The following is a 22,189-nucleotide window of genomic DNA, read 5'->3' on the forward strand; positions in this document are numbered from 1 at the left end:
TTGTTTAGCACGCCTATCTGCGGTGCTCTGCTTTCGGAACAAGAGGGTAGGATAGAGGGTAGATTTTCAAAGTACATATTTTCCAACGTGCTTTTACCCCCGGACCCTTGCCATGATTTCAGACTCAGATTTCAAGCGCCAAGCGAAGCAGCTTGCACCGAATTCTCACCTTCTCATCGAGGGCTGCTCCGGCCTGCGTATTGAAGCGGGTAACAACCCCGCTATACGATCGTGGGTCTATCGCTATAACTCGCCCGTAGATAATCGTAAGCGCCAGATCAAGTTTGGCGAGTGGCCCGCGATGCCGATTGCCGAAGCAATCGGCGTGTGGGCCAAGCTGCGCAACGAGCGCAAGTCCGGCAGCGATGTTGCCGTTGAGAAGCGTGCCGCGAAGCCTAAAAATGTGGCCCCGCGTAGCAGTGGGGAATATACCGTCAGACGCGTATGCGACGAGTATCTTGCCGAGTGCATCGAGCCGCACCGCAAATCAAAGGAAGCGAACGAGATTGCCCGCATGTTCGACACGATGCTGGGGCCGATGGCGAACATGAGAGCCTGCGATATCACGCGGGAGCAGGCAGCGAAACTTATCGCGGATCACGGCAAGCGCGCGCCGGTCGTAGCGGGGAAGCTGCGGACCGCCCTTAGTGGCGCATGGGCGCATGCGCTTGATGAAGGACGCCTAAAGAGCGGCGTCGAAGGTGCGCAGCCCCCGAATAACTGGTGGGCGGTGGTCATGCGCCGCAAGCTGAAAAGCAACGGCAAGAAAATTCAAGGCAAGCGCGTGGAACCCGAACGCTGCCTTTCGAGCGCGAAGGGCAGAGGCACCAACGAAATCGGCCAGGTGATTAACTGGCTGCCGAATTTGAGTCAGGTGCAGCAGGACCTGCTGACGCTGTATCTCTGGACTGTTACGCGCGGCGCGGAAACCGTAGGCATGCGGGTGAGCGAGATCAAAAGAGAGGAAGACGGCATCCTGTGGTGGGAGGTGCCGAAGCAAAGAACCAAGAACCTTAACCGGAGTCGTGCGAGCGATCTGCGTGTACCGCTGTTCGGCCGCGCAGAAGAAATCGTTCTGCGGCGCATGGAAACCGCAGTAGACGGTTTCCTGTTTCCATCGTCAAGGGTCAAGGGGCAGCACATTCAGCAGAAGGCGATACAAAGCGATGTGCACTACTTCATGCCGTATTCGAAGAAACGCCCGGAGTCGAAGCGCCCGCGCTGGCCGGTAACGCACTGGGCTCCCCATGATCTGCGGCGGTCGAGCAACACGCTGCTCACCGAGATTGGTTGTCCGCCGCATATCTCGGACGCGATCATGGGGCACCTGCCGCCCGGCGTTCGCAAGCGCTACGACAAGGCTGAATTCAACGCCCAGCGTGTTGAGTGGCTACAAAAGCTGGACGTCGAACTTGAAAGACTCGCGGCGCTGGCAGCGCAGTCGGTGTTCTCCGCTTCCAAAATCTCGCGAGCGGTGTTCAGGGACTCTCAGTCGTTGCAGCTTGCTGCGCGCGGTCTGGGCGGTTAACTATTGATGCAAACAGTCGTCAGCGAAAAACCCGGCTACGCACACGCCAGCTGCTGCCTCATTTCCGAGTATTGACGATCCGACAGCTCCGATGGTCCAAAGTCCACAGCGCCATACCTTTTTCATATGGCTCGTAACCGGCGGGGGTCTTCCGCTGCGGAGGGCTTGGGCCCACGCCTGGTGATTCGCGCGCTGGACTGCCGCCATCTGCGGAACCTGTTCAATCTCTAAGCGAGTCGCATTAGCAATTCCTCCTCTTTCCCGAAGGTAGGCCAGAAATTGCTGTTTCTCCTCTACCGGGACAGTCGAATTATTAATCGCATTATTTATAGCCTGTTCCGCGCCGATTTTTGTAAGCAGTGGTTCTATAGATTTCGCCTTGTCCGCGACACCCGCAAGCTGAGCGCCGAGTTCATCGCTGAGTCGGATTGTCGCATAAGTATTAGCCGGATCATCGTCGCTCGGCGGTGGCACCGGCGGCCGCGTCTCACCAGGACGTGTAATATCCGACCTAGGGGGACGGTGTTCAGGAGCCGAGCTTTGCGCTAACGTATTGTCGGTCCGGATAGCCGTTTGCACCGCGTCTACAACCTCGCTGGCCTTCGCTTGATCGGCACTTGTGAAAACAGGCGCCTGCGCATTTGCTGTCACTTGCGTCATGGAAACGACCAAACAGAACCCTGCTGTCAAAACGGCGTTACTTTTTGTCATCTTCTCCTCCCATTCTTGACGCGGTGCCCGAAGGGGCCTGTTGCGCGACGCCTTAATGCGGCCAAATTCCGCTCCAGACGGATTGGAAGGGGAGAGAGCAATTCACGTCTTCGTCGCAGTTAAATAACGGAACCACGTAATTCTGACGGCGAGTAGTGGCACCCGGCTTGGAAGTGCACCCACAATCCAGCGAGAGATTGACCGAAGTATTGTCATCAATTACCCACTCCGGCGGAATAGCCTGTGCCGACAGCATCTGAAAGAGCCGCGGTTTATCCGGCCGGTTCAAGTCGCCTACGATGCCAAAGAGTTGAAGTGACGGGAGTTTTTTGCCGTTGTTAATTAAGGTCGCATATACGTGACCGGAAACATAACATTGAGGCTTGATTTGCAGGAAGCTTACTTTGAGGCGACGTGAACCCTTGTCCTCCACAACTTCAAGCGAAGGCCGATTGATAACGATCTTGACGAGGTCCAACTCTTTGTCCCACGCGGCCGAATTATTTGAAAACTTCGGGTACGGCGGATCGCCGTCATATCCCGGGCATCGCTCAGATACACTTTGGGCACGTGGCTGACAGGCAAGAAACATCAGTCCAACAATGAACAATGCTGTACGGAGCCATGGAAGCGCTTTCACTTTGACCTCCATCGTTTGCATTGCCACGCCAATAAAAGCTTTCGGAGAACTTACGATAACGTCCGGTAGGGCGAGCAATGCACTAATACTAGGTCCGGTCGTCCTGTGTGTTCGGACAGATTCCATGTTCGAAGTGCACGCTACTGAAAGCAGGTTATGAATAGTCATTTGTGGCAGCGAATAATAGGACATCAGAGCGACCGATTTCGCCCGGCGACAACGGATGTCGCCGCCATTTCGTTCGCCTGATGCTCGGAGATCGCCTGTCCGATCAAGCACAGATTTCTACACCTTCGCCTTCCTGTTGCGACCACTTCCCCCGCCACTCGGCGGGGGCAACAGGCTAGCCACCGGGCGCTCCCTTGCCCATTCCTCCACTTCCGAAATCAGCCACGCGACACGATGCGCGGAAATCAACCGCGGCTGCGGAAACTTCTTTTCCCGAACCAGCTTTTGCACGGACGGCTCGCTCAGCGAGACAAACCGCGCGACCGCTTCACGATCCAAATACACCGGCTTCACGTCCTGTTTCATGGTTGCTCTCCTGTCACTTCGCCTGAATGGGTGGTCGCTGCCGTATGCTCGCTACTGCCCGGCAATTAAAAAGAAACAAGAATCTTCACGGGCGCCCTCGCGGGCATCTGCGCGACGCTTACGTTTTCGGGCTTGCCTGGCTGTCGGCTGCTGATTTCGACATAGCCGCCTTCACGGCCCACCGGCGTCACGGCGAAAACCTCATGCTGCTGGATTCCGGCGAGCAGCAGCACATCGCCAACCCGCACATCCTTCGCTTCCTTCGTTATCGCCTTCATAGCTGTGTCCCCTCGTTTCCCCAGGTAAAAAAGAGTCCTGATTATGCAGCAGCGGTCATCACCTCGCCGTTGACCCATGAAGTAAGCCAGCGCTTCAGTTCGCTCGGGCCACCATTGCGGTAGACGACATTCCCGCTCGCCCGCTTTACCGCGTCCTGATGGCTGTGCGAAATGAACTTCGTCATCAGGACCGTCAGGTCAGCATGCCGGGCCTTTTCTTCGAGGTGCGCGGGTGCGCCATTGCTCGATGGCTTGATGAAATCCAGATGCAACATTCCCGCAAGGGCGTGCTCGACATCATTCGCCTGCTGGTTCAGCAGCCCGACCACCAGCACGCGCGGCTTGCGCTCGCGCGGGGCGGCGTGTAGCCGCGTCACGCCCTCGGGTACGGCGGCGGCGAGGGGAACGGGAATGGGCGCACTGCGTATCCCTTCGTCAATGCGTTGCATGATCGCTTCCTGTATATGCTCACCAATGGCGCTGACGACCTGCTGGCCGATCTTCGCGCCGATGGTCCTGATGAGTGTTTCGAAGCTCAGGGAAAGCGGATCGAACGCGGTTCGCTTCGCTTTGGCTGCGGCTTCGGCCTCGGCCTGTTGCGCCTGTTCCCGTGCTGCTTCGGCTTCCCGCTCGGCCTTTGCCGCGCGTTCTTCCGTATCGATCTGCTGCCACAGATCGGTGATCCAGACGACGTCGGCCATCGTGCGAATCTCGCGCTGGCGATCAGCGGGCATCGCATAGACGGTGGCCTTGCGGATGCTTTCGAGCGGTGACATATCGGGAAAGTCGTTTCGCAATCGTTTGCTCTCGCGGGCAATCAATAGCTGTTCATCGCGGTCCCAGCGAACGAGCGTCTTGCGTGTCTGCTTTTTTGCCTCGGCCACTTCTGCCTGGGGTAGCTCGCCACTCGGGTCTGCCTCGCCGGATACTGGTGCTTCTTTAGCCTCGGCAGCGGGTGCTGCTGGTTGCGCGGCGCGCGCTGCCTCCAGTTCCTTCCAGATCGGCACAATGGTTTTGTCGAAGTCCTTCTCCTGCTTTATCGCCCGGTGCCGCTCGGACGGCAGCACGTCCGACTGTCCACGTAGTACCGCCTGGACAGGGGTCAGGGCAGGGTCATTTCGGTGTAGTTCGAACGATGCGCGTGCGACTTTCTCAATCTCCTCGGGCGTCCATTTGATGCGCCGAATGGGCTCGGAGGCGGCACCGTTGATACGATGGTTCGGTGTGCTTTGCGTAGTCGCGTAGTCGGCCTGTAGCATGGTCACTCATCCTTTCAGAATGCGCCCGGATGGCGCGGGAAAGATTCAAACAAACGGTTACGGCAACAAATTCGATACGACGACATCGATGGCTTGCTCTAGCTGGGCGCTTGTCCCTTCCGCCTGCGCAATTTCGCGCAGTAGTGGCAGGCCCGCTTCAATCGCCGTCATCACTTCTGCGCGGCTCGCGCGGCGACCCTGCGTGTACCACAGGACTTCGGATGGCTCGCCCATGTTGAATAGCACGCCGTCATCCACGCGACGGACCCCGTAGTCCTTCGTGATCCAGATTGCGCAGACGCCTGGGTTGTGCTTCACGAACACGCCCGCCGGATCGGCTCGTTCCTCCGGCAGCTTCGCGTCGCGCCGTACCGCTTTGGGCAGCACGAGAAACGGGCATGTGGTGGCCGCGAAGGTTGCGCAATCCAGATGCGAAGGCGGCTCTGCCGATGCGCGGTTGATCGTGCACATCGGGCCGCTCACGAACGCGAGGTATTTGCCGAGCGGCTGGCCGCATATCCAGCAGCGGTTGAACCGCACAGCGGTAGTCATCTTGTCCGGATCGGCCAGGCGGAAATCGGGTTTGCCGTCGATCCATGCGACGAAGAACGGGACGGGGAATCCTTTGCCATCCACCGGCAGATTCGCCATGTGAGCGGGCAGGGGCGGCAGACCATCGCGCAGCGAGTTGGGTGCGCCCGTCATGGCCGGAATCCTTTCATCGTGTCTTTCGCAGCATGCGGGTCGATACTGATCCCCGCGTCGGTCGCCCGCATGCCGGGAAACTTGCGCTCATACGCCTGCGAAAGCCACTCGGCCTCATCGGCGATCTGGGCGTTGAACTCATCGACCGTAAACACGCGTTTCTGCATCAGCAGCGCGGCGAGCGCGCTGACTTCGGCGCGCATGACCATCGACAATTCCCGGTGATCGCGTACCGCCTCGCTTTCCGGGTCGCCCGTCACGCGAGTACCGAGCTGCCAGCCAGCGAACACGCTGCGCCACTTTGCAAGCCGGTTGAGCGTGCGGTGCAAGCGGTTTGAGATTGCTTCGTTCGGCATCTGCTGTTCATGCTCATCGTGATTGATCATGTCCGTCTATTCCCTTACCAGTTCGCCGGGTTGATCGCTTCGGCTTCGCCCCATACACACATGCCGCACATGCTTGCGGCATACACGACCTTGCCGTTTGCATTGACGCCGAGGACGGTAGGCGAGCCGCCGCAGTTCATGCAGCGCGATTGATAGTCCGGCTCGTACCGGTCAATCGGCGTGACTTCTTCAGGCGCGAACGTTTCGCGCGCCTGCCTGCTGTTCTTGCTCAAGGTCTTGCTCCTGAATAAAAAGGATCGCGTCAGCGGCGGTAACGGGGGGAACCGCCTAATGAGGACCTTCATTCGACGCGATCGTGTAAACGGGTTTATTGAAACGGGTCCTGCGCGCCCTTGTCGGACGGCGGCTTGCGCTTCGAGCGGCGACGGGCCTGCTCGACGATCTGCGCGCCAGGCGAGCTATCGACGCCATCGACGCCCGGCAGCGTCTGCTGATCGGGGTCGCCCTTCACGTCATCGAGCCCGCCCATATGCGCAGCGGCGTCGGTGACAACAATCAGGCATGCCTGACCGCGACACTGCGCCAGATCGAGCCGCGCCGGGTCACGCTCCGCGATTGAAAAGACCGCTTCGACGTGATCGCCAAAGACGATTTTCTTCAGGCTCGCGCTGACGCTCACGCGCTGTTCGCTCGCGATGGCGCGCACCGCCTCGCGCACGGAGTCGGCTACCTTCTTGCGCAGCCGCTCGATGACGCCGTTCTGTTCGCTCTCGTTAAGCTGCGGCCAGATATCCGGCAGCAGGCGGACCTCGGCCAGCAGCGCGGCAAGCAGGTTGCCTGCAACACCATCGCTCGCCATCGCGATCACTTCATCTTTCTTCGACATTGCGCTCGTCCTCCTTGTTGAGCTTCGCAACGATCGCGGCGGCGAGGGCGTTGCTCGGCAGGTCCAACTCGCCAAACAGCAGGCGGTGTGCGTCGAGCACCGCCACCGCGCAGTCGGGCATTTCACTGCCTGCGAGGTATCCGGCAGCAAGCATCAGGCGGTCGCTCAAGGCGATGTCGGGCGTATTCATGACTTCTCCAGTGCCTGCCGCCGCGAGTGATAGAGCGTCGTCAGTTCGTCGCGATGCTCGGGGTCGGCTACCGCGCGGATCAGGTCCGCTGCCTCATCGAGTTCTTCAACGCCCTCTGAGCCCTGCAAGCGGTCGGCCACTGCCGCATAGGTGTACGCGCCGGTTTCCGGCTCAGCTTCGGCCGTGGCGCGCTCTTTCTCCGACTTCAGCTTCAGCGCGTAGGCTTCGCGTGCGCGCACCTTGTCTGCCTCGCTGGCGAGGCGCGTAACGGGTTCAATCGCCATCGTCAGTTCGTGCGCAGTGGTCGCGGCTTCGATATTGCGGATGATCGCGTCGATAGACGGGGCTGCCGCAGGCTTGGCGTTGCGCTGGCTGGCGAGCTTCGCGCGCACGGAGTCGGTGCGGCTGCCTGCCCTGGCTGCGGGCTTCCTGATTTCCTCGGCGCGACCCATGTCGCGCATAGCCAACGGCGCATCGAGTTCTTCGGCCGTGTAGACGCCGAGCAGTACGTCAGGCGTATAGCGCCGCGCCCACTTGCGAACGGCGACGTAGCAGATTTGCTGCTGCGGATCGGTTGCCCATTGCGTCGAGAAGCGCGGGTAGCACTGGCTAAGCATGACGGTAATTTCACGCGGCGCAGCTTCGCCGCGCAGCGTCGCGCGGATGATGACGCCAAGCCCGTCTTCATCGTTCCTCGTATAGGTGGCGCTGTAGTATTTGCCGCCTTTCTCCGAGCGTTCCTCCTTGACCTTGCCGAGCACTTTCGACCAGTCGCCAATGAATTCATAGTCCGGGCGGCCCTCGATGGGCGCAAGGTTGCAGACCACCGCGTTGATCAGTTGCGCCTCGTAGCCGAGCTGGCCGCTCTGCGAAAGGTGCGTTTTCTGCGCGACCGAAAACGGGTTCATGCCTCCCCACTGGCAGGACTGCATCACGATGGCGAAGCAGTCGCCCTTCTTGCCGCGAAGATGCTGCGGGATCGATACGCTACCCGACGCCATGATGGCGGCCATGCGGTCCATCGCGTCGAACGATTCCGTGTCGAACAGTACCGAGGCGGGGGATACGGACGCCGGTACACCGCTGACGCCGCTGTCATTCCATTGCGCGATACTGCTCATGATTTGATCCTCGAGTTTTCGTCAGCGAACAGCGCGCCCTGAACCGGGCCGCTTTTAAGCCGGATAACGAGCCGGGCGCGCTTCGACTTGCCGACGCGTCGCTCGCCATTGCGATACACCAGCCCCTTGGCTTCGAGTGGCTTGATGCGCGGCGTGACGGTCTGAAGGCTCAGGTGCGCCGCCTCCGCGATTTCTTCCGTGGTCCCGCCTCTGGACTCGCCAAAACGATGCAACGCCTCCAGAACCAGCGCTTCGGCATGCGAAACGTTGACTGAGCGAAACGCATCCTTTGACGTCGATGGATCAGCCTGGCGATAGACACTCATGGTGAGCACTCCTTTTAGGCGCCGTCAGCTTTCGCGCGCACATGGCGGCAGTCGATGTATTGATGCGCTTCGACGGTGTACGCCTTCTTTTCGATCAGCTTGCGGCGGTACGCGCTGCCGTCCGCAAGACGACCAATCGCCGCCTCGCCCATCGTCCACAGAATGTGATTCTTCGCGGCTTCGCTCGCGGCGCTGTATTCCTTGACGCGCGCATCGGCGTCCATCTTGATGGCGTGCCAATGTTCGATGTCTGCGCCGAACTGGATTTCGCGTCCATCCGTTGCGGGGTAGAGCTTTTTCAGCAGTCCTGCGGTGCTCGCGTGCCGGAAATCCGGCTCGGGGGCGTGGCCGCTTTCGACGCACTGCCAGAATGCGTGCTCGCCTTCGATCAGCATTTCATCGAGGCTGGCATCGCGCCGGATCACGTACACGACCAGCCGGTTGCCGCCGACGCAGGCGGCCAGATGCCATTCGTCGAAACCGGTCACGATCATGTAGTGCCTGCATTGCAGCAGGTAATGCTCGGGGACTTCATCGGTGCCGGGTTCGCCCCAGTCGCCCAGCCGGTACGCCATGCCATCGACGTTCTTGCACTCCAGGCCGCAGCGCCGCCCCTCGATGACGCGATCAACGTTCGCGATCATCCACGGATAGGCCGCATTCCTGAGAATCTGGTTGCGGCGCCGAACCTTGACGCCGTAGCGGCGCGCATACTCGTCCGCGATGGGCGCCTCCATGATGTTGCCGAACCTCACGCGCTCGACTTCATCGAGGTCTTCCGCTTCGACCTGTCCGGTCTTCTGGAGGAATACATCGAGCGCCGTCTTCCAGGGGTCCAGCCCGACCGTTGCAGCGGCATCGCTGCCGCCAATTCCCGACCTGCGTTCTGCCAACCACGACTCGCGATCACGGTTCATCGTCATTGTCCTTTGCCTGAAACCCGGGAAAACACTTTTAATTGTCGGAGTTATTAATGCTGCGTTAATTCAATATAAATAACTCAGATAATTCGATTCAGCGATTGACGTACGCGTACGAGCGCTTAACCACCGGACTGACATAGCCGCTGCCGATCCTGACCTTCGGGCGCGCATATTTCCACTGCTCGAACCATTTGCGGCGCTGAGCTTTGGACAAATGACGCAAGTAGGGGCGATGGACCCAGAGGTTCATAGTGGCAAATAAGCGGGGATGAGTAGGCATTGAATGCGACCGCAAAGAAAAAAGCAAGCGATACTTTCCGAAGGGCAGAAAGAAGCGTAGCGTTATAACTCCCCAGTGCAACTCTCACCCACCGGGTTATCCACCATGCAAGTCCAGCCTATCATCACCGCTATGGGCGGTCGTCAGGCCGTTATGGTCATGACTGGAATCAATTCGCCTGCATTCTCGCAGATGAAAAGTCGCGAGCGGATTCCTGACCATCATCTTCGATTGTTTATTGCGATTGAACCGCATCTGAACTGGGAAACTCTGCTTGAATCCGATTATCCACGCTTTTCTACGTTTTTCGCCAGTGTAATGACTCGCCGCAAGCGGAGAACTAAACGACCGGTCGATTAATACCCGATTAAATCGTTTTCAGTTGCCGGAATGAAATCCGAAGTGCGGTGCCGCGCCGGGTGTTAAAGCCGTTCAGAAATAAATCCGACAATTGCGCACTGCACTTATCCACCCACAATTGTGCGGTTAATTGCATGAGGATTGCCATGAAAGCGAGAACGGCACCGGCGACGCGGTCATTCGGCCAGCGGGCGCGATCATGACGCGGCCCGCATTCCTGTTCTATCCCGGCGACTGGCTAAGGAACAAAAACCTGGCCCGCTGCACGCTCGAAGAAAAAGCCGTGTGGCTCCACGTCATGTGCCTGATGCACGACTCCGAGGAATATGGCGTCCTGCGCTGGACGCTGAAGGAACTCGCGACCGCCGTGCACTGCAAGGTCTCCCATCTGAAAGCGCTGCTCGACAAGGGCGTGATGAAAGGCGCGGCAGCCGCAGGCGAAGTCTGTCGCGCGTACGTCTACACGCCGCGCTCCGGCCGTAGGAACGGGCCGCCCGTCACGCTCGTCGCGGAACAGCCCGGCCCGATCTGGTACTCGTCGCGCATGGTGAGGGATGCGTATGTGCGACGGACCTCCGGTGCAGCCACCCGTTTCGGTGCGGGCAAATCCGACACCCCTCCCGACACCTTGCCGGATGACTTTGAATCACCCGAGGCTTCACCAACCCGTCGGCATGGTGAACGGCAGGATGATTCACCAACCCGGCGGCATGGTGAACGGCAAGGTGAGGGTCAAGGTGACGGCCTTGCAGTTGCAGTTGCATTTGCAGTAAACCAAAACCTTAAAACCAACCCCCATAGCGGCGGCAGCGGTACACCTCGCGTGCGCGCGTGCGAGACGCCGCAGCCGCCGCCGCAGGCAAACGAGACGAAAAATCCCGCCAACCCACCGACAGCGCCGCCGCCCCATGTCGTCGATGGATGCCTGACGCCTGTCGGCGTGTCGGTCGCGCTCGTGGGCTGGGAGCGCGAGCGCGGCAAGCCGCCGCGCGGCGTGACCGCAAGCAGCCCGCACGTGATCGACCTCGCCGCGATGCGGGTCAGCGCGGACGAACTGCGGCGCGCGTATGACCTCGCGGTTGCAGACCGGCAGGCGAGCGGCGACGCCTCGCCGATCAGCGCCGGTTTCCTGCGCGTGTTCATCGACAAGGTGCGCGCCCCGCCCAGGCCGAAGGCTGACGACTGGCACAGGACCGACGCGGGGATCGACCGCAAGGCGAATGAACTGGGCGTGCGGCCACGGCCCGGCGAGACGTATGCCGCGCTGAAGGACCGCGTTTTCGAAGCGGTGCGCCGCCGTGATCAACCGGGAGCGGCAGCATGAGCGGCGTCATGCAAAGCGGCAGCAACGGCCAGTGCGCGATCTACGGTTGCCCACTGGCCGGGTCGCTCGGCCGCGGTGACGAGTGGGTCTGCTACTGCCACTACGGCGCGGCTGCCGATGACCTTCAGGCGATCACGCAAGTGCTGCGGCAGAACCGGGCTATCGGCGAATCGACCGTCGATATCCGGCTTTTTTACGGAACCGATCACTGGCCGTCTGCCTATCGCGGCATCCAGCGTCGGCTGCTCGACGCGGGGTTACCCGACATGCTGCCGGGCGAGGCGGACAGGGCGCCAGATCGGCCCGGCGGCCCGGTCGTGAAGCAGTGGCTCGCGCGGCTCGAAGGCTACCTGCTGCATGCGTGCGATGCGGTCAGGTCGGCGCGCAACTCGCGCCATGCGCCCCGCCTCGTGCCGACCGCGCCGGTCATCGGGCCGACGCACATCGCCGGATCGCTGCCGTACACGGACACCCAACCCGCTTTACGTGAGGAATGAACATGGAGACTGCATTGACCAAGGCCGAGCTGATCGACCTGCTTCGGATGAGCGGCGACATTCCCGACGATGCGCTGGTGTGCGCCTGCGATGCGGAGACGGGCCGCATGGCTCGCGTGATCGACTTCACGTACGACGCGCGGACCAACGCACTGCGGATTCAGACGGACGAGTAGGCCATGCCGATCACGCCTGAAAAGCGCAAGCGCTATCCGCCGGACTGGCCGCAGATTCGTGCGGCGATCCTGGCCCGCGCGGGCAACCGCTGCGAGCAATGCGGCGTGCTCAACGGCGTGATCGGATACCGCGACGCGCACGGCGCTTTCTGTCCGCTGGCGCGTCATGGTTTTCGCGTCAGCTACATCCAATCGCTGCACCCGGAAGTCCGCGTGTTCCAGGTCGTGCTCACGGTCGCGCATCTCGATCACGTACCGGAGAACTGCAAGCCGAAGAACCTGAAGGCGCTTTGCCAGCGGTGCCATTTGCGGCATGACGCCGTACAGCATGCACGCAGCGCGTGGCTCACGCGCCGTGCGCAGAAAAACAACCTCGAACTGTTCGGAGAACCGGCGTGATCAAGGTCTACAACCGCTACAACGGCCGCGTGCTTTGCCATGTTGCCGATACGCATGACCCGATCAAGGCGGCCGAAGCCGTCGCGTGGAGATTCAACGAGATCGAGCGGCTGCACAGTGGTTGCTCGGCATCGATGAACATGCGTCTGAGTGCTACTCGCTGGTCGCTGGGGCCGTTCCTGGCGGTGGTGGCGAAATGACCGTCCTGAGCGCGATCCGCTTCGTGGTGCCCGGCGAGCCCGTTCCCAAGGGCAGGGCGCGCGCGCGGCTGCAACGGCTGCGCAGCGGGAAGGAATTCATCCAGCAGTACACGCCCGCGGACACGCGCAACTACGAGCGCAGCGTGGCCTTCGAGGCGAAGGTGGCGATGGCCGGGCGCGCGCCGTTGACGGGTGGGCTTGTCCTGCTCGTTCACGCATGGTTCGGCATTCCGAAGTCGTGGCCCAAGTGGAAGCAGCGCGACGCGCGCGCCGGGCTGATCGTGCCGACCGGGCGGCCCGACTGGGACAACGTTGGAAAAATCTGCTCGGACGCCATGAACGGCGTCGTCTACGCGGACGACAGCGCCATCGTTGATGCCTGCGTGCGCAAGCGCTTTTCGCTCGATCCCTGCGTCGTCATCGAAGTGCGAATGCTCAATCCGCTGCGCAGCGCTGAGCCCGAACTACTTGAACCTATGGAGAGTGCTGAATGACATACGCCGCCGTGTTTGCGCAGCGCGTTCTTCAAATCCGGCGGGCGCATGCCAGCGCCCGGCCGAAAGATGAAAACCCCGCCTGGAAGAACTCGCACCACGATTGCGGCGTGCTGCTTGACGCCATCGACATGCTGGTCGCGGAACAGGCGGCGCTTGCGAGCATGCTGCGTCAGATCGAATGCCAGGCGCAGGCGCTGGCTACCCGCATTGACGCACTCGTCGCGCTTCTCGATGCGAGGGCAGCATGAACGGCCTGTTCGCCTCCGTGCCGTGCGCGCTTTACATCGCGTTCAAGATGCCCGCCTATGAAGCGTCGCCCGAATCGACGTGCCTGAAAATCCTGCGCTCGCACATCAAGGAACATGACGTTTGGGGCCATTTCCGTTTCGCGCCGAAGGTCTGCTGCTTCGACCAGCTCACGAATCTGGAGATCCACGCGCAGTGCGCGCAGATCGTCAGGAGCGTGAGCAAACATCTGCCTGCATCCGAAGCGGCGACGATCCGCGCGCGCTACGGGCTGACGGAATTCGAGGACGTAGACGGGCGTCGCCGCTATGCCTTCAGCGAGGATCGCGCGGACGCGATCAAGTCGCTTAGTCGGTACTTCCGCACGGTCTACGACGCGCTCTCCGAGGCTGAATGCGATCTGCTGGTCGCTCGCGTATTCGCGGATGAGAGGAGTACGACGCCCATTACGCTGCGCAGTATCGCGGCGGCCTGCGGGCGCTCGCACGTCCACTACCACAACTACTACCACGCGATCGACGACCGGATTTACCAGTTCGAGGTCCGGGCGCTCGACATCCTGACGGATGTCTTTGCGAACCGCGGCGCAAGCAATGGCGTGCCGGTCGTCGATGCTGCGGACGAAAATTATCAACAGGGTTAAAGAGCGTGACGGTTTACCGAAAGCCTGCGGAGACGTGCGGAGTACCGTTGATGGGCGAACGCGCGTCGGCGCGGTGCCGCAGGCGAGTAGGTTTGTTTTCAGGCGCCGCCGTTGATGAGGAACTTCGTACGGTCCTGCGCGCCAGCGATCCAGGCAGGTGCCCGGCCGCGCCCGCTCCACGTCGCGCCGGATGCACGGTCGCGGTACTTCGGTGGGACGCCGCCGCGTTGGACGATCCGGCGCTTGCGTTTCGGATTCGGCTCGGCGGGTGCGGCTGGTCGCTTTCTCGCGCCGCGTGTCACTGGTGCGGCGCCCTTCAGCAGATCGGGCGTCTGATGATCGGCCAGCGCCAATTCGACCAGCGTCAGCCCGTACTCGGCCAGAACCTCCGCGACGTAGCCCGCAACGGTGGTCTTGAACTTCGCATGCTCGGCGGCGATCTTCGCGTTGAGCTGTTCGATTTGCGACTCCATCGTCCGTTTCTTCGACATCGTTTTTCCCTCGTCGTTGATCGGCGCAAAAGCGCCGCTTTTGTTAATGGGTGAACAACCATGAAACTGAAGCCGACCTACGTCCTGCATCCGGGCATCGTCACGAGTCGCCAAGGTGGGGTGTCGCATTTCATCAATGCGGCCCGTCTTGCAGAGTTGTACGGCGTGCCGATGGACGCCTGCGCCATCGCGCCCGAGCCGAGAGCGTTCGATCGTGCTGCAAGCTGGCGTACCGACCCGTACGCGGGACTGATCCACCTCTATCCGCGCCCCGATGGCGTCTATGTACTGCCGTCGGTATCGTCGCGGTGAAAGCGTTCCTTGGCACCGGTAATCAGAAACTCGTCGGCGTTCCCCTCGATCCAGCGCGGCGGCCTGCCTCGGCCGCTCCAGGTCGCCCCGCTCGCCGGATCGCGATAGAGCGGCGGGCGGGTAGGGGCTTTAGCTTTCGGGCCGAATGTGCGTTCTTCTTTCGCGTGCCGCTCGATATGCTGCGTCTTGACCAGACCGAGTTCATACGCAGTGAATCCGAACTCCGCAATCAGCGCTTTGGCCTCGGCAAGTTTCTCGTCGCGCATTGCATCGCGCATGGCGGCAAGCTGCGCATCAACCGCGTCGCGCATCTCGATTAACTGGCGAAGCGTCGGCGGACGCTGCAAGAACTCTGATGGCTTCATGGCTGACGGCTTCTTGGCGACGGGAAGTCCTTCCATGCGGCGACAACCGAGCAGTCAAATGATTTGGTGGACAGCGCAGGCGCGGCCGGGTCCTTCAGTCGCGCATGCCACGCAATCACTTCGGGATTGAAGCGGTGCCATTCCGAGGGCGGCATGATCTTCGTGCCGCTCCTTGGTTGGCACAGCACGATATTGAATCCTTCGAGCTTGCTGATGGCTTCGCGCAAGGTAGAACGGCCTATGCCCAACGCCAGGGCGAGCGCGTCCTGCGGCGGCAATTTGTCGCTGTACTCACCAGAAATGATGCGCTCCATGATCCGGTTCATGATGCCTGTCAGGTGTTTCGTCATCGCTCGTCGTCTCTCTCTGTCTCGTTATTTTTTTCCGCCCGCGTTTTACCCTATATGCGCCTCGATATCGTCAGCCACGGCGCGCAACATGCCCGGCAGCGTGGGCATGACCTGCGGCGGTAGGTCCACGGATAATCCGTGCCCATGCGGGCCGTCGAATACGATCAGTACGACGCCTGTGGCGCCGATCGATTCGCGTACAAGGGTGCACGCATCTTCATACGCGCCGGGGCCATTCGTTCTCATGTCCTTATTTTTCTTTGATCGCATCGACGGCTGCCAGAAGGTGTGGCACGTACTCGGCCGGGAATGTGTCGTTCATCTCTTCAAGAATTTTGACCGTAAGGTAAGGCAGCAGACGCGAGCGGCCGTTCGCGTCGTGTTCGTCCAGCGGAGGGCGGGGAAGTTCCAGGATTGTCATTCGGTGCTCCTTGGAAATGTACCGCGCGGTCCAATTGTAGGACCGAACCTTTAAAGTTGAATTAATCTGACGAAACCTGTTACTCGTAATGCTGCGCAATTGGCCCGCTGCCACGCGCAGATCGTCAAGCGTTGCAATCGCGCCAGTCGCCTTGCGCCTTCTGTTTAGCGAGATGATTGCGTCGGCCAGTGGTCGTGGCTTTTTTGGCGGTCATAAGGTCTCCTGATCGGTTAGCGCATTCTGTTACGAGGGGCCAGACATGCCGGTTTGCGCGTTTGCGCATTCTGGCAATTTCAGTGGTGCTGGGCCGCCCCGCCTTCCCATATCGCCACGAAGTCGGGCGAGCCATTGACGGCGCGCGAATATAGCCAGCGCGGATTTTCATGCAGCATCGGCTTGCGTTGCCACAGTGCCGACTTCGCGTGTACCTGCGTGTTGCCGATCAGCACGTAGCGCTTGCAGTGCTTCAGCACGTCCAGTTCATCGACGCCGAGAGCGTTTCCGCCTGCGGCGTGCTCGCGCTCGTCGTACTTGCGCGTCACCCAGCTCGCGATCACGACATCGGGCCGATACTTGCGCACGGCTTCATAGGCGGCCAGCTTCTCGACGTGCGCGCCATAGCGCACGGTCGGCTGGGCGTGCACGCGGTAGTACGCCGCGATAGCAGGGTGCTCCTGCATCCAGCTGTCGGTGGCCGGGATACCCAGCGCCGCCGCGATGACGCCATTGCCCGCTCCGATCTCGATGGCGCTCTGCCCGCTGATGACGTCCCGCAGCCAGTCAACCAGTTCGGTCGTTGGCAGGCAGTACAGGCCATTACGCACCGCAAACACGGCGCGCTCGTTCAGGGAGGTGACTGCGTAGAACCCGGCAGGCATCACCTTCACATGACCATCCTCGCCCAGCGCTTCGGGCGCGATATCGCGCACGCCAGCGAGGCTTATCTGATGCACCCCAATCAACATCGTCTCCTTTGAAACCGGCACCGGTGCGCGCGCCACCTTTCAAACCGGCAACTCGAACCAGGTATTCGTAATGACCGACCCGTTTCCTTGCGGCAACTTTTACGTTCGCGAGGTGCGAATCTTCATACTTCCGAAGGTATGTTTGAAGTGTTTTTTACAAATACTTACGACTGATAAATGTCTGATTTATCGTCCAATCTTCAGGCAATTAACGTCATCATCGTGCAAAAGCACGACCGTTAGCGGTCACGCACTGCACGACCCTTTGTAACTTGACAGCCGTTAACAAAGCGTCTATCAATATGGCAAATTTGGAAAAGTACGCTCCGATCCGGCCCGCACGCAGTGTGGGCTTTTCTTTTTGGCCGCCAGCTAAGGAAGAATCTTTCACATATGGCAACTGTTGCCGCATCTTCGGCGGAAGTTCGACGGTGGCCCGCCGATCAGGTCGAGCGTTGGCCGCTTGAAAGGATCATTCCCGATGCGCGAAATTCGCGGACGCACTCAGATGCGCAGATCGCGCAGATCGCCGCATCGATGCGCGAGTGGGGCTGGACGAATCCACTGCTGGTGGACGAAGCCGGGACGCTTATCGCCGGTCACGGCCGGGTTCTCGCGGCGCGGCAGCTTCAGCTGTCAGAAGCGCCGGTTATGGTCGCGCGTGGCTGGACCGAGGCGCAAAAGCGGGCATATCTGATCGCGGACAACAAGCTGGCGCTCAACGCGGGCTGGGACGAGGATTTGCTGGCGTTGGAGCTGGCCGGGCTCGCCAGCATGGACTTCGATCTGTCATTGCTCGGATTCAGCGATGAGGAAATGCGCGGCCTGCTCGACGGGCTGGAGGAAGACCTCTCGGGCAAGGGCGACGCCGACGCAGAAAGCGCGGGGAGCCTGGCCGACCGCTTCGTCGTTCCGCCGTTCACTGTGCTTAATGCGCGCGGCGGCTGGTGGCAGGATCGCAAGCGCGCGTGGCTCGCGCTCGGCATCCGCTCCGAGATTGGGCGCGGTAATGGCGCGGTGCCCGGTGGCTCGAAGCGGGTTGCGCGCTACGTCGATGGCGTGCGCGAAACCGGCCTTGTCACGGATAGCGATACGAGCGTCTTCGATCCCGTGCTTTGCGAGATTGCCTACCGCTGGTTCTCGCCGTCCGATGGCGTCGTGCTCGATCCCTTCGCGGGCGGCAGCGTGCGCGGCATCGTCGCGGGCAGGTTGGGGCGGCGCTATGTCGGCGTCGATCTGAACGCCGCGCAGATCGCAGCGAACCGCGAGCAGGCAACGCGCATCCTCGGCCCTGATGACGCGATGCCGGAATGGATCGAAGGCGACTCACGCGAGATTGGCTCGCTGTGCAGCGGCGTGCGGGCGGACCTGATTCTGACGTGCCCGCCGTATGCCGAACTCGAGAAGTACAGCGACGACCCGCGCGACCTGTCGAACGCGAGCAGCTACGCCGCGTTCCGCAAGGCGTATCACGCAATCATTGGCAGCGCCTGCGAGCGGCTGAAGGATGACCGCTTCGCGTGCGTGGTGGTGGGCGAGGTCCGCGACAAGGCGGGCAATTACTACGATTTCGTAGGTGACACCGTTCAGGCGTTCCGTGATGCGGGGCTGGCGTATTACAACGAGGCGATACTGGTTACCGCAGTGGGCTCGCTGCCGCTGCGCACGGCCGCTCAGTTCAAGGCGAGCCGCAAGCTGGGCAAGACGCACCAGAACGTGCTGGTGTTCTTGAAGGGCAACGCGAAGCGCGCGGTGGAATCGTGCGGCCCCGTCGAGGTCGATGAATCGATGTTCGAAGGTTAAATATTACCTTACTAAATAACACGAGCTTATGCGTATTTTTCACGCATGCAAGTTTATCTGACACTGTTACTCTTTCCCTGGATAGACTAGGCTTTTTCCCACCCACGCTTCGCAGGAGATAGTTCTCCAGCGGACAACAAGTTATGCAACATGAAAATGAAGTAAGCGCGAAGGCTTCCGATAAATGGCAGGGGCGGCAATGAACGATCCGTTTTTTTTCGCGATAGTTGCATTAATTGTTGCATTACTTGTCCTGTGGCTCGGACTCTACCTTGTAAGGCGCGTGAGCCGCCGCAAGCGGTTCTTTCGTCTAATTGGGAAGGATTTCCCGCGAAGCAACGTGTACGTCAGGGGGTGGGGCGGCCTCGCTGTCGACATGAAGAATGAGAGATTCGCTGTGAGCAAAAATAATTGCCTTGAATGGTTTGATGCCTCTCAGATACTCGAGGTCAAGGTCGAGCACACAAAGTCATCGCAGCTTGAAATTCCGTATATTACGATAGACCTCTTAATCAGATCAGAGCACCTGCCAGCCTTGCGTATACAAGCTATGGAAGTAGACGATTCTCTAAACATCGCATCGTTGATGAAGATTTTGGCAGAAAAGAAGGAATTAGCCAATGAAACAAAAGCTGCCGAAATCGAGGGGGCTACTCAGATTGCTGATTTAATTAATGCGGTAACCCGACTGACAGCCGCGGTCACCTCTCTTACGAACATTATGAGCAACTCGACGATAACGCTGTCATCACATTCCGCCGCTCTTGACGGCCAATCTGATCCCGGCTCGCAAAGCTCAGTTGTTATCACGACGCAGACGACGAGTGGGCAGGGCTCCGCATCCGCGCCCAGTCAGCCCTAACGTTAGCGCGTGTTCGTCAGCAAATTTGCTCGCCCGCAAATCACTGACGTCCGCAGCTAGAAAGTTCTTTTTGTCAACGATTTAGTCGAAGCGAACGGGTGCTTCTGGCCGAACTGACCAGACGATCCGACATCGTCTGTCCGGTCAAGTCCATTCACAGCTAGAAGCTGATTAGTTTTCGCGTCTTCGGCTCAGGCTCCGGCAGCGGAATGAGCTGCGTCTTCAGCAGGAACAGTTCCCAGAACGCCGGGTGCATCGGCCGCTCGCCGCGCTCCCATTTCACCCAGCTACCGTTGGCCGCGTGAATGAGTGCGGCGGCTTCCGCAATCGTCAGATTGGTCCGTCTGCGGGCCTCGCGGACTTCTTCGGGAGTGGGTGATTCGGCTTTCATCGGCTGGGTTTTCTGGCTGGTCTTGGGATGCGCCATTATATCCCATTGGGGATACCCAAAAGGGCGCCGGGGCTTGATGGAAACGGGTGCGTCTGGAAAACCTACCCCCCTACCTTGATGGAAAAAAACGCGTCTGAAAAACGTACCCCCTACCTCGGTCAGACCGGAATGGGGTAACGCGTTCGCACAGACGCGGCAGCGATCCCACGGAAGAAGTGTCGAGCCGGGAGCCCCGACGCCTGCTGCGCGTCGCCGCACCGCATTTCGTTGCGGGGGCGGTCTGGGCGCGGCGCGGCCACGCATGGCATTGCGTCAGCGCCGCGCCAATCCTGCGATGGATGCGCGGGATGACGCCGCAGGCGACGCTCGATGTGCTGCTTCGCAAGGGATACAGGTGGGAGTGGATCAGGGAATAGCGGGGCGGCGGTGGCCGGTGTCGGCCCGGTTGTTTTCCGGCGCGCGGCGGTGATCGTGACCGGGGCTGGGAATTTCGTGCGTGCCGGGGGCGATTAAACGTCTGCTTACATCGTTTTAAGCGTCCTGTTACTCCGTTCCATGTAGGCACGCACTACGCAAATGTAGGCACGTACTTAACCGATGAAGTGCGTGCTTCATTCGCGCGGTTTGTAACAGGCACATACTCCACCGGGCGTGTAACAGGCACTTACTGCACGCGGCGGGTGCCCCGCATGTGCGGGTTACTGCGTGGGGGTTTGTACCAAGCCCGCAGGCCGTAATGTAATCGCCCGCCCGCTGGGTCGCAATTGGCGACTACCCTTTAAACGGGATTTAAGGGGGCTGTCAGCGGTTGGCAGGAAAAGTAAGTAGGGATGGGCGACTCTAGATGGCGGCCTGCTGTGAGGGCTTTAACCGAGGCGCGCGGCCCGCGGCCCAGCGGCCGGGGCGGCGCTGGGATCGAGGCGCGCGGCCTGCGGCCCAGCGGCCGTGGCGGCGCTGGGGATCGAGGCGCGGCCTGCGGCCCAGCGGCCGGGGCGGCGCTGGGATCGAGGCGCGCGGCCTGCGGCCCAGCGGCCGTGGCGGCGCTGGGGATCGAGGCGCGGCCTGCGAGCGGCAAAAAAAAGCCCGCGCGATGGCGGGCTTACAGGCAAGGGGGACGGGCGGCGCATGGCGGCGCTTATCTGCGATGGCGCGCGCCGCTCGCAAGTTCGCAGCGTATACGCGCCTCTAGCTCGTCGAGGGCCGCGCGCGCGGCGTTACGCATACTGGCACGCGGGCTTTGCGTGTCCGCACGCATGATGCGGCGCGCGCGGAAATAGCGCCGCAGGTCGGCGCGACTGGCGTTGATTGGGGTTTTCATGATGACCGGCGAAAAAAAAGCGCCGCAGGGCGGCGCATAGGGGAGGACGCGCGCCGCGCGGGATCGCGCGGCGCGTGGGGGCTTACGCACGCTTGCCATTGGCGGACTTGCCGTTGCCATTGGCCAGGGCCGCAGGGATGAGGCGTTCCGCGCGCGCCATCGATACCGAATAGCCTTTGGCGCGGATTGCGTTCACCAGCTTTTGGACGCGCCCCTGTTCGCAGGCTTCGCGCAGGCCGCGCATGATGTCCACCAGCACGGCGTCATCGGCTGCGGCGCGATCATACGAGGCGCGCGGTTCTTTCGGCGCTGCGGGCGGCGCTGCGGGCGTGGCGGCCTGCTTCGCTGCGGGCTTCGCTGCTGCTGCCGCGTTGATGGCGGCCTGGTGCGCGGCGCGCGCGGTGTCGGCCGCTTGCTTGGCTGCTACCGGGGCGGTCTTCTTTGCTGCGGCCGGAGCGGGCTTCGCTGCTGCGGTCTTATTTGCTGCTACCGGAGCGGGCTTCGCTGCGGTCTTCTTTGCTGCTACCGGAGCGGTCTTCTTTGCGGCTGCCGGGGCGGTCTTCTTTGCTGCTGCTGCGTTCTTGATTGCGGACATGATGTTTCCTTTTGAAAAGTAAGAGAGAGAACTTCGTTTTACCCGCTGGGGGGTTCCCGCTGGGGATGTCCGAACGTTAAAGATGGACCGCGCGGGTTGCAAGATTTTTTTTCAATTCAAAACCCTGACGTGGTGAACCCCGACTGCCGCGCGGCCTGCGGGCGGCCCTGTATAGGCGCGGCGCTGCGCATCGATCAGGAAGGGCGCGCGGGCTCCTGTATAGGGCGGCGCTGCGGGATCGATCAG

At 60.9% G+C, this 22,189-nt stretch carries 34 protein-coding genes; 13 read left to right on the forward strand and 21 right to left on the reverse strand.

Features of this window, described 5'->3' with window-relative positions; genetic code table 11:
• The first annotated feature begins 112 nt into the window (after positions 1–112).
• Positions 113–1,528 carry a tyrosine-type recombinase/integrase gene (locus AB3X89_RS06445; RefSeq protein WP_368582396.1) on the forward strand — a complete coding sequence of 472 codons (1,416 nt, stop codon included), beginning with the start codon at positions 113–115 and terminating at the stop codon, positions 1,526–1,528.
• On the opposite strand, the gene AB3X89_RS06450 is transcribed toward AB3X89_RS06445, so the two are convergent.
• The 13 genes from AB3X89_RS06450 to AB3X89_RS06510 all read right to left on the reverse strand — a co-directional run bounded on the left by AB3X89_RS06450 (position 1,529) and on the right by AB3X89_RS06510 (position 9,442).
• A complete protein-coding gene (locus tag AB3X89_RS06450; protein WP_368582397.1) occupies positions 1,529–2,239 on the reverse strand; it encodes a hypothetical protein in 711 nt (236 codons plus the stop codon).
• 52 nt (positions 2,240–2,291) lie between these two features.
• The gene (locus AB3X89_RS06455; protein ID WP_368582398.1) at positions 2,292–2,900 is read right to left on the reverse strand and encodes a hypothetical protein; all 609 of its coding nucleotides are present in this window, start codon (positions 2,898–2,900) and stop codon (positions 2,292–2,294) included.
• A gap of 264 nt (positions 2,901–3,164) precedes the next feature.
• Positions 3,165–3,413, reverse strand: a complete 249-nt coding sequence (locus AB3X89_RS06460) for a helix-turn-helix transcriptional regulator (RefSeq protein WP_368582399.1) — start codon at positions 3,411–3,413, stop codon at positions 3,165–3,167.
• 65 nt (positions 3,414–3,478) lie between these two features.
• Positions 3,479–3,691, reverse strand: a complete 213-nt coding sequence (locus AB3X89_RS06465) for a hypothetical protein (RefSeq protein ID WP_368582400.1) — start codon at positions 3,689–3,691, stop codon at positions 3,479–3,481.
• 41 nt (positions 3,692–3,732) lie between these two features.
• Positions 3,733–4,950: a hypothetical protein gene (locus AB3X89_RS06470; RefSeq protein ID WP_368582401.1), complete on the reverse strand. Its 1,218-nt coding sequence runs from the start codon at positions 4,948–4,950 to the stop codon at positions 3,733–3,735.
• A gap of 57 nt (positions 4,951–5,007) precedes the next feature.
• Positions 5,008–5,655, reverse strand: a complete 648-nt coding sequence (locus AB3X89_RS06475; RefSeq protein WP_368582402.1) for a hypothetical protein — start codon at positions 5,653–5,655, stop codon at positions 5,008–5,010.
• Positions 5,652–6,041: a hypothetical protein gene (locus AB3X89_RS06480; RefSeq protein WP_368582403.1), complete on the reverse strand. Its 390-nt coding sequence runs from the start codon at positions 6,039–6,041 to the stop codon at positions 5,652–5,654. The genes AB3X89_RS06475 and AB3X89_RS06480 overlap by 4 nt, the downstream gene beginning before the upstream one ends.
• A gap of 14 nt (positions 6,042–6,055) precedes the next feature.
• Positions 6,056–6,274, reverse strand: a complete 219-nt coding sequence (locus AB3X89_RS06485; protein ID WP_368582404.1) for a hypothetical protein — start codon at positions 6,272–6,274, stop codon at positions 6,056–6,058.
• 95 nt (positions 6,275–6,369) lie between these two features.
• Positions 6,370–6,888 (reverse strand): hypothetical protein, encoded by a 519-nt coding sequence (locus AB3X89_RS06490; protein WP_368582405.1) that lies wholly within the window; start codon positions 6,886–6,888, stop codon positions 6,370–6,372.
• Positions 6,872–7,078 carry a hypothetical protein gene (locus AB3X89_RS06495; RefSeq protein ID WP_368582406.1) on the reverse strand — a complete coding sequence of 69 codons (207 nt, stop codon included), beginning with the start codon at positions 7,076–7,078 and terminating at the stop codon, positions 6,872–6,874. Before AB3X89_RS06495 ends, AB3X89_RS06490 begins: the two co-directional genes overlap by 17 nt.
• Positions 7,075–8,199 carry a RecT family recombinase gene (locus AB3X89_RS06500; RefSeq protein ID WP_368582407.1) on the reverse strand — a complete coding sequence of 375 codons (1,125 nt, stop codon included), beginning with the start codon at positions 8,197–8,199 and terminating at the stop codon, positions 7,075–7,077. The genes AB3X89_RS06495 and AB3X89_RS06500 overlap by 4 nt, the downstream gene beginning before the upstream one ends.
• The gene (locus AB3X89_RS06505) at positions 8,196–8,525 is read right to left on the reverse strand and encodes a MarR family transcriptional regulator (RefSeq protein WP_368582408.1); all 330 of its coding nucleotides are present in this window, start codon (positions 8,523–8,525) and stop codon (positions 8,196–8,198) included. The genes AB3X89_RS06500 and AB3X89_RS06505 overlap by 4 nt, the downstream gene beginning before the upstream one ends.
• A gap of 14 nt (positions 8,526–8,539) precedes the next feature.
• Positions 8,540–9,442 carry a YqaJ viral recombinase family protein gene (locus AB3X89_RS06510; RefSeq protein ID WP_368582409.1) on the reverse strand — a complete coding sequence of 301 codons (903 nt, stop codon included), beginning with the start codon at positions 9,440–9,442 and terminating at the stop codon, positions 8,540–8,542.
• Between the two features lie 391 nt (positions 9,443–9,833).
• Between AB3X89_RS06510 and AB3X89_RS06515 the strand changes: the two genes are divergently transcribed.
• The 9 genes from AB3X89_RS06515 to AB3X89_RS06555 all read left to right on the forward strand — a co-directional run bounded on the left by AB3X89_RS06515 (position 9,834) and on the right by AB3X89_RS06555 (position 14,070).
• The gene (locus tag AB3X89_RS06515; RefSeq protein ID WP_368582410.1) at positions 9,834–10,088 is read left to right on the forward strand and encodes a hypothetical protein; all 255 of its coding nucleotides are present in this window, start codon (positions 9,834–9,836) and stop codon (positions 10,086–10,088) included.
• Positions 10,089–10,218: 130 nt separating this feature from the next.
• Entirely contained in the window at positions 10,219–11,412 is a 1,194-nt protein-coding gene (locus AB3X89_RS06520) for a hypothetical protein (protein ID WP_368582411.1), read from the forward strand.
• Positions 11,409–11,909 (forward strand): hypothetical protein, encoded by a 501-nt coding sequence (locus AB3X89_RS06525; protein WP_368582412.1) that lies wholly within the window; start codon positions 11,409–11,411, stop codon positions 11,907–11,909. Before AB3X89_RS06520 ends, AB3X89_RS06525 begins: the two co-directional genes overlap by 4 nt.
• A gap of 2 nt (positions 11,910–11,911) precedes the next feature.
• Complete coding sequence (locus AB3X89_RS06530; RefSeq protein WP_368582413.1) at positions 11,912–12,085, forward strand: hypothetical protein; 174 nt, start codon at positions 11,912–11,914, stop codon at positions 12,083–12,085.
• Positions 12,086–12,088: 3 nt separating this feature from the next.
• The gene (locus AB3X89_RS06535; RefSeq protein WP_368582414.1) at positions 12,089–12,484 is read left to right on the forward strand and encodes a hypothetical protein; all 396 of its coding nucleotides are present in this window, start codon (positions 12,089–12,091) and stop codon (positions 12,482–12,484) included.
• Positions 12,481–12,684 carry a hypothetical protein gene (locus AB3X89_RS06540; protein WP_368582415.1) on the forward strand — a complete coding sequence of 68 codons (204 nt, stop codon included), beginning with the start codon at positions 12,481–12,483 and terminating at the stop codon, positions 12,682–12,684. Before AB3X89_RS06535 ends, AB3X89_RS06540 begins: the two co-directional genes overlap by 4 nt.
• Positions 12,606–13,178: a RusA family crossover junction endodeoxyribonuclease gene (locus AB3X89_RS06545; RefSeq protein ID WP_368582416.1), complete on the forward strand. Its 573-nt coding sequence runs from the start codon at positions 12,606–12,608 to the stop codon at positions 13,176–13,178. Before AB3X89_RS06540 ends, AB3X89_RS06545 begins: the two co-directional genes overlap by 79 nt.
• Positions 13,175–13,429, forward strand: a complete 255-nt coding sequence (locus AB3X89_RS06550; protein WP_368582417.1) for a hypothetical protein — start codon at positions 13,175–13,177, stop codon at positions 13,427–13,429. Before AB3X89_RS06545 ends, AB3X89_RS06550 begins: the two co-directional genes overlap by 4 nt.
• Positions 13,426–14,070 (forward strand): hypothetical protein, encoded by a 645-nt coding sequence (locus AB3X89_RS06555; RefSeq protein WP_368582418.1) that lies wholly within the window; start codon positions 13,426–13,428, stop codon positions 14,068–14,070. The genes AB3X89_RS06550 and AB3X89_RS06555 overlap by 4 nt, the downstream gene beginning before the upstream one ends.
• 98 nt (positions 14,071–14,168) lie before the next feature.
• Here AB3X89_RS06555 and AB3X89_RS06560 read toward each other — a convergent pair whose 3' ends face one another.
• Positions 14,169–14,561 (reverse strand): H-NS histone family protein, encoded by a 393-nt coding sequence (locus AB3X89_RS06560; protein WP_368582419.1) that lies wholly within the window; start codon positions 14,559–14,561, stop codon positions 14,169–14,171.
• Positions 14,562–14,621: 60 nt separating this feature from the next.
• Between AB3X89_RS06560 and AB3X89_RS06565 the strand changes: the two genes are divergently transcribed.
• Positions 14,622–14,873 (forward strand): hypothetical protein, encoded by a 252-nt coding sequence (locus tag AB3X89_RS06565; protein ID WP_368582420.1) that lies wholly within the window; start codon positions 14,622–14,624, stop codon positions 14,871–14,873.
• Here AB3X89_RS06565 and AB3X89_RS06570 read toward each other — a convergent pair.
• The 5 genes from AB3X89_RS06570 to AB3X89_RS06590 form a co-directional block, all read right to left on the reverse strand.
• On the reverse strand, positions 14,843–15,184 hold the full coding sequence (locus AB3X89_RS06570; protein WP_368582485.1) for an H-NS family nucleoid-associated regulatory protein: 342 nt from the start codon (positions 15,182–15,184) through the stop codon (positions 14,843–14,845). The genes AB3X89_RS06565 and AB3X89_RS06570 overlap by 31 nt on opposite strands.
• Positions 15,185–15,234: 50 nt before the next feature.
• Complete coding sequence (locus tag AB3X89_RS06575; protein ID WP_368582421.1) at positions 15,235–15,588, reverse strand: FadR/GntR family transcriptional regulator; 354 nt, start codon at positions 15,586–15,588, stop codon at positions 15,235–15,237.
• Positions 15,589–15,633: 45 nt separating this feature from the next.
• Positions 15,634–15,834: a hypothetical protein gene (locus AB3X89_RS06580; RefSeq protein WP_368582422.1), complete on the reverse strand. Its 201-nt coding sequence runs from the start codon at positions 15,832–15,834 to the stop codon at positions 15,634–15,636.
• A gap of 4 nt (positions 15,835–15,838) precedes the next feature.
• Positions 15,839–16,009 carry a hypothetical protein gene (locus AB3X89_RS06585; RefSeq protein ID WP_368582423.1) on the reverse strand — a complete coding sequence of 57 codons (171 nt, stop codon included), beginning with the start codon at positions 16,007–16,009 and terminating at the stop codon, positions 15,839–15,841.
• Between the two features lie 293 nt (positions 16,010–16,302).
• Complete coding sequence (locus tag AB3X89_RS06590) at positions 16,303–17,010, reverse strand: hypothetical protein (protein ID WP_368582424.1); 708 nt, start codon at positions 17,008–17,010, stop codon at positions 16,303–16,305.
• 357 nt (positions 17,011–17,367) lie between these two features.
• On the opposite strand from AB3X89_RS06590, the gene AB3X89_RS06595 reads away from it, so the two are divergent.
• A complete protein-coding gene (locus tag AB3X89_RS06595) occupies positions 17,368–18,777 on the forward strand; it encodes a ParB N-terminal domain-containing protein (protein ID WP_368582425.1) in 1,410 nt (469 codons plus the stop codon).
• A gap of 199 nt (positions 18,778–18,976) precedes the next feature.
• Positions 18,977–19,639 carry a hypothetical protein gene (locus tag AB3X89_RS06600; RefSeq protein ID WP_368582426.1) on the forward strand — a complete coding sequence of 221 codons (663 nt, stop codon included), beginning with the start codon at positions 18,977–18,979 and terminating at the stop codon, positions 19,637–19,639.
• Between the two features lie 160 nt (positions 19,640–19,799).
• Here AB3X89_RS06600 and AB3X89_RS06605 read toward each other — a convergent pair whose 3' ends face one another.
• Both AB3X89_RS06605 and AB3X89_RS06610 read right to left on the reverse strand, forming a co-directional pair.
• Positions 19,800–20,066, reverse strand: a complete 267-nt coding sequence (locus AB3X89_RS06605; protein WP_368582427.1) for an XRE family transcriptional regulator — start codon at positions 20,064–20,066, stop codon at positions 19,800–19,802.
• 1,364 nt (positions 20,067–21,430) lie between these two features.
• Positions 21,431–21,943: a hypothetical protein gene (locus AB3X89_RS06610; RefSeq protein WP_368582428.1), complete on the reverse strand. Its 513-nt coding sequence runs from the start codon at positions 21,941–21,943 to the stop codon at positions 21,431–21,433.
• Between the last annotated feature and the right edge of the window lie 246 nt (positions 21,944–22,189).

Source organism: Paraburkholderia sp. BR14320 (assembly GCF_040948665.1).
GTDB lineage: Bacteria > Pseudomonadota > Gammaproteobacteria > Burkholderiales > Burkholderiaceae > Paraburkholderia > Paraburkholderia youngii.